We start from the raw sequence: 268 nt of genomic DNA on the forward strand, positions 1-268 counted from the left end.
ACTCGCCGAGGAAAATGCAGGCGTTAGACTGGCTCTCGATGTTTGTAATACCAATGTGATGATGGCCGATGCAAATTACAACATCAATTATATGAACAAAGCAGTACAGAATATGATGCGCGTAGCTGAGGCAGACTTACGCAAAGTGCTGCCAAACTTTGATGCCAATAACCTTGTTGGCAACAACATCGATGTTTTCCACAAAAACCCTGCACACCAACGCAGTATGCTTGAGCGTCTGACCAGTACATATCAAACTGAAATTAAG

The 268-nt window shown here is 43.3% G+C and carries 1 pseudogene; it reads left to right on the plus strand.

From position 1 onward, the window contains the following. Window positions 1-268: pseudogene (locus A3761_RS26635) on the plus strand (chemotaxis protein); the annotation flags it as partial.

It is taken from the genome of Oleiphilus sp. HI0123 (assembly GCF_001635315.1).